Origin of the sequence: Thalassolituus sp. UBA6592 (genome assembly GCF_002433655.1) — a bacterium.
Classification (GTDB): Bacteria; Pseudomonadota; Gammaproteobacteria; order Pseudomonadales; family Oceanobacteraceae; genus Venatoribacter.
The window spans coordinates 1-4,377 of the sequence record NZ_DJIO01000018.1 but is presented as its reverse complement, the minus strand read 5'-3'; the positions used below and the strand labels follow the sequence as shown (position 1 = coordinate 4,377).

6 protein-coding genes are annotated in these 4,377 nt (G+C 53.0%); 3 read left to right on the top strand and 3 right to left on the bottom strand.

Annotated elements, in window-relative coordinates:
- Positions 1-170: 170 nt before the first annotated feature.
- From B2Z72_RS01505 to dtd, 3 genes are all read right to left on the bottom strand, one after another.
- Positions 171-548 (bottom strand): SirB2 family protein, encoded by a 378-nt coding sequence (locus B2Z72_RS01505; RefSeq protein ID WP_296985464.1) that lies wholly within the window; start codon positions 546-548, stop codon positions 171-173.
- A 67-nt stretch (positions 549-615) separates the two neighbouring features.
- Positions 616-1,332 (bottom strand): DUF6901 family protein, encoded by a 717-nt coding sequence (locus tag B2Z72_RS01500; RefSeq protein WP_296985466.1) that lies wholly within the window; start codon positions 1,330-1,332, stop codon positions 616-618.
- A 147-nt stretch (positions 1,333-1,479) separates the two neighbouring features.
- Positions 1,480-1,914: a D-aminoacyl-tRNA deacylase gene (gene dtd / locus B2Z72_RS01495; protein WP_296985468.1), complete on the bottom strand. Its 435-nt coding sequence runs from the start codon at positions 1,912-1,914 to the stop codon at positions 1,480-1,482.
- Between the two features lie 104 nt (positions 1,915-2,018).
- Here dtd and B2Z72_RS01490 point away from each other — a divergent pair, with 104 nt between their 5' ends.
- The 3 genes from B2Z72_RS01490 to B2Z72_RS01480 form a co-directional block, all read left to right on the top strand.
- Positions 2,019-2,552, top strand: coding sequence for a DUF4124 domain-containing protein (locus tag B2Z72_RS01490; protein ID WP_296985470.1), 534 nt, complete (start codon positions 2,019-2,021; stop codon positions 2,550-2,552).
- 294 nt (positions 2,553-2,846) lie between these two features.
- A complete protein-coding gene (gene glnL, locus B2Z72_RS01485) occupies positions 2,847-3,923 on the top strand; it encodes a nitrogen regulation protein NR(II) (RefSeq protein ID WP_296985473.1) in 1,077 nt (358 codons plus the stop codon).
- A gap of 2 nt (positions 3,924-3,925) precedes the next feature.
- Positions 3,926-4,377: response regulator (locus tag B2Z72_RS01480; protein WP_297004045.1), on the top strand; the 452-nt coding region annotated here is incomplete at its 3' end.

Below are 4,377 nucleotides of genomic sequence, written 5' to 3'. Positions count from 1 at the left end.
GGAGGTAGCCCGTCCGGCGAGAGGGGTAACGCCCCTCTATGAGGACAAGGGGCCTGACATTTTTCGAAAATGCTTGAATAGAAATTTGTGGGGCAGCAGTGGGACACTGTCCGGTTTTTTTTATTCTGCTCTGATAATGCCACCGACCGATGGCTTATCCGGCAGCAACATCAGATAAACAGAGTCAGCCAGGACAGTGGATCATGGCTCTTCGCCACCCCCAGCACATACAGGTAACACAACACTGCGGTAAAAAAGGCCCGCCGGCTGGCGCGTTTGATAGCCACCGCAGCAAAAGCGATGTAGGCCAGCAGACCAATCACTTTCGCCGTCAGCCAGTTATCAGTGAGCGGATATTGAGCAATCCGGATACATAACAGCACAGCGAACACCAACAACAGCGTATCGAGCACGTGCGGCACAATTTTAAATACCTTATTGCGACGCAGAACCGGATAGAAGTAAAACAGCACAAAACGGCCGACAAACAGCAGGATGGTGAGGTACGCCAGACCGGCATGACTGTGCTTGAGTAAAGAGTAATCCAATGTTCTTCCCGTTGTGTTGAGCTGATATCTGCATGAAATGTGCGAAGTCCCGCGGCTCCGTCAGCATTCAGAAGCCCGCTCCGGGTCCGTCAGCATCGGTCAGATACGGTTCATAAACCGCAAGAACATCCGCAGGTATGTCGTCGAGCGACAAAGAAAAAGTTTTCGCAAGCATATCAAGAAGCACCACAGCATTCACCACCGAATCTTCCTCTGTGGCCCGGCGCAGACGATTGGCCAGACACTGATTAAGGCGGCCCAGCCGTTCATACCAGTATTGCAGTGTATGAGCAGAAAAATCCGTTTGCAGACCAAAGCGTTCGCGCAGGTACTGACCCACCAGATAAGACGACAGTGCCCGCAGGTGCGTTTCTTCCATGCCCGCAAGGGGCACATGGTAGCGGGCCAGCGGACGCAGAAAGGCCAGATGCGGACAGCCACTGGTGGCCAGCAACAGGCCCGCCAGCGAACCAATCGCCTGCTGTGCCGTCGCTGGCATGGTTAATCTGCGTTCGCCGAACTGAACTCTTAAAGTGACCGGCTCGTGGGATACCACACTGGAGAAAGCCTTCACCAGCGGATACAGGCTGAGCGCCGCCGGACAGGTACCGCCCTGCCGCTCCAAAGGGCAGTCGGCACAGCGCTGGTAAGCCAGCGACAACCACTCAGGTTGCGGGTCAGGCTCAGCCTCAGGCCCGCACAGAGCGCCTGGTTCAAGAGGAACAACGAAGCGCTGATGCTGCTCACTGAGCACAAATTCAATGTCGTAAACGATGGTCAGCATAAGCCAGACCTCTGTCGGCATGTATCTGTTAAAGTCTGGCTCCGAAAGCCAGATATGCCAGCGGAGCCGTCCTTTTCACCGGTAAATGCCGCAAAAGATGCCTGTAAATCATGCGGATATCAGTATCCGCCAGACCCTTCAAATCCTTCAGACTTCAAGATGAAAGGTCACCGGCCCATCATTAAGCAGAGATACTTTCATGTCAGCGCCAAAGCGCCCCCGGGCAGTCGTTACCTGCCGTGCCGCAGAATCGGCGAAATAGTCGTACAGAGCTTCGGCATCCGCTGGCGCAGCCGCTGCTGAAAATCCGGGGCGCAGACCCTTGCCGGTATCTGCCGCCAGAGTAAATTGCGACACCACCAGCAATTCATAACCGCAATCGACCAGACTGCGGTTCATCCGTCCTTCCCCGTCAGCAAAAATGCGGTAATTAAGCACCTTATGCAGCAGCTTATCGGCTTTGGACTGATCATCGCCCTTCTGCACGCCAAGCAACAGCAGAATACCCGGCCCTGTTTCGCCAACGGTCTCGCCATCCACCACCACGCGAGCCTCGCTGACACGCTGAATCAAACCAATCATAAATTCTGTGAACTCCTGCTTACTGCCCTGTCATAAGGCTTATGGGCTGATATGCAGTTATGGTATATCTGTATCTCTGACGGTAAAACACCAGGCTGGTCTTTATGAAACAAAGCATTCACACACTCCTGATCCTCACCGGACTGACCATAAGCCAGTTGCCGAATGCTGCAGCGACGGAGGTTTACACATACCGTGATAAAAACGGCAATGTGGTGTTCAGCGACAAGCCGAGCGCTAACTCGAAAAAGCACGAAGTGCGTGAAATCCCTATTGTTCCTGCCTTCAACGTTCCGCCGAAAGAAGAAGTAAAGCCACCTGAACCTGTTTTTTCTTATACCAGCCTCAGCATAGTGACGCCGCGCAACGAGGATCATCTGCAATCCGGCTACGCCGGCAACGTTCAGGTGTCTGCCGTACTGAGCCCGGCGCTGCGGGAACAGGACACCATCGTCATGCTCGACAACGGCGCTGTGATCGCTGAAGGACGGCAAAGCAACTTTGCCCTGCAGAACCTGAACCGCGGGGAACACCAGCTGCAGATGCAGGTACGTGACAGTAAAGGCAAAGTCCTTATCAGCAGTAACCCGGTGACGCTTTATGTTCAGCGGGCTTCTACTCTCAACCGCGGCGGCTGACCTGTTTCAGTACAGCCCGCTGCCGCCCGAATAGCGATAGCCCAGCGTAAAAGCCCGCCAAAACACCACAAAGCACCAACTTGGATCGCTTTATTTTCTTTTTGCACCATTTATGGTCAACTAAAAACCATGGTACCGTTCGAGTGTTCTCTTTGGTGCCACTCACTACCGCAGTCAGCGCTAATATTGTGCATCACAAAATAATGGCTCAGTTTTTGCTGATCATGGCTGTCTATTATCTTTAGCCACAGGCCAACCGGAATTCCCGGCACCCGGCAGCAAGCGGAGAATTGAATGCTGGCCAGCGCGATTATTAATCAACGTCTTCTTGAACACCTGAATACCGGTGTTCTGTTACTGGATGCGGATCTTATCGTTCTGTACGTCAATCCGGCAGCAGAAGCACTGCTCGAAATGAGCGGCAAACGCTGTCTGGGTGTGCCTTTCTATGATCTTGCTTACGAATCAAGTGAAGCCACCGAGGCGCTGGAGCAATCGGTCATTACCGGCCACTCCTACACCAAGCGTGAAGCCCTGATTCAGCTGCACAATCAACAGCACATCACCATGGACTACAGCGTCAGTCCGGTAGCGCATCCGGAGACCCGTCTGCCATCTCTGCTGATTGAATTACAGGGCCGTGATCGACTGATGCGTATCAGTCGTGAAGAACAGCTTATCGCCAAGCAGGAAACCACACGCTCTCTGGTACGTGGCCTGGCGCATGAAATTAAGAATCCATTGGGTGGTATCCGTGGTTCAGCACAATTGCTGGAGCGGGAGCTACCATCGGCGGAACTGAAAGAATATACCAACATTATTATCGAAGAAGCTGACCGCCTGCGCGATCTGGTTGACCGCCTGTTAGGTCCGCGCCAGATTCCCAAGCAGGAACAGGTCAACGTTCACGAAGTTCTTGAACGCGTCTGCCAATTGATTGAAGTTGAATCTCAAGGGCAGATCATCATAGAGCGCGATTACGATCCTTCGATTCCGGAACTGGAAGCGGACAAAGGTCAGCTTATTCAGGCACTGCTGAACATCTGCCGTAATGCGATGCAGGCGATGGTTGAAGCTCAGCCGCCGGTCGAGCAACCAACTCTGCAGCTGCGTACCCGAACCGTTCGCCAGTTTACCATCGGTCACCACCGCCATCGTTTGGTTGCCCAGATTGATATAACCGATAACGGCCCGGGAATTGCCTCCGCCCTCAGGGAAAACCTGTTTTATCCCATGGTCAGTGGCCGCGCCGAAGGTACAGGTCTGGGTCTGTCTATTTCGCAGTCCATTATCAATCAGAAGAACGGCATTATCGAATTCACCAGTGACCCTGGTAAAACCACTTTTTCAATTTATTTACCGCTGGAATAATTATGAGCACAGTCTGGATTATTGATGACGACAAATCCATTCGCTGGGTGCTGGAGAAAGCCCTTGAACAGGCGAATATCCGCACACGCGTTTTTGAACAGGCGGAGCCGGCTCTGTCTGCCCTTAAGCGTGAACACCCGGATGCCATTATTTCCGACATCCGCATGCCAGGTATGGATGGTCTGACTCTGTTGCGTCACGCCCATGAATCCCATCCGGATCTGCCGGTCATTATTATGACAGCGCACTCCGATCTGGAAAGCGCGGTATCCTCTTATCAACAGGGTGCTTTCGAGTATCTGCCAAAGCCATTCGACGTTGATGAGGCGGTTAATTTAATTCAGCGTGCCATTGCGCATTTTGAAGAGCTGAACGCAGCCGCTCCGGAAAGTGTCGAATCCGAAGAAGAACACGAAATCATTGGTGAAGCACCGGCCATGCAGGAAGTTTTCCG

Bases quoted from the DNA above. Each gene is read 5' to 3' on its own strand.
- B2Z72_RS01500 (WP_296985466.1), bottom strand. From the start codon at position 1,332: ATGCTGACCATCGTTTACGACATTGAATTTGTGCTCAGTGAGCAGCAT.
- dtd (WP_296985468.1), bottom strand. From the start codon at position 1,914: ATGATTGGTTTGATTCAGCGTGTCAGCGAGGCTCGCGTGGTGGTGGAT.
- B2Z72_RS01490 (WP_296985470.1), top strand. From the start codon at position 2,019: ATGAAACAAAGCATTCACACACTCCTGATCCTCACCGGACTGACCATA.
- glnL (WP_296985473.1), top strand. From the start codon at position 2,847: ATGCTGGCCAGCGCGATTATTAATCAACGTCTTCTTGAACACCTGAAT.